Consider the following 223-nt stretch of genomic DNA (forward strand, 5'->3'; position numbering starts at 1 on the left):
TTCTTTGGTTGGCGCTTTGGATCAGGTTGCCGGCTTTGTCGTAGGCGTAGCGGCGGTTGACGGCGCCGCCGGCCAACGGGTTTTGTTTGCCGCGGGGTGTTTGTGTGCCGCTCCAGACGGTACGCTGGCTTTTCAGACGGCCCATGGGGTCGTAGTCGTACAGGCTGCTGATGCTGCCCTGCGTCCTTTGGATTTCGCGGTGCAGTTTGTCGCGTTCGATGTC

Annotated in this window: 1 pseudogene; it reads right to left on the reverse strand. The window is 61.0% G+C overall.

The window, feature by feature from the left end:
* A pseudogene (locus ACTHSX_RS10975) lies at positions 1-223 on the reverse strand (hypothetical protein); the annotation flags it as partial.

Origin of the sequence: Neisseria sp. P0014.S002, from assembly GCF_051958295.1 — a bacterium.
GTDB classification, from domain to species: Bacteria; Pseudomonadota; Gammaproteobacteria; order Burkholderiales; family Neisseriaceae; genus Neisseria; species Neisseria flavescens_B.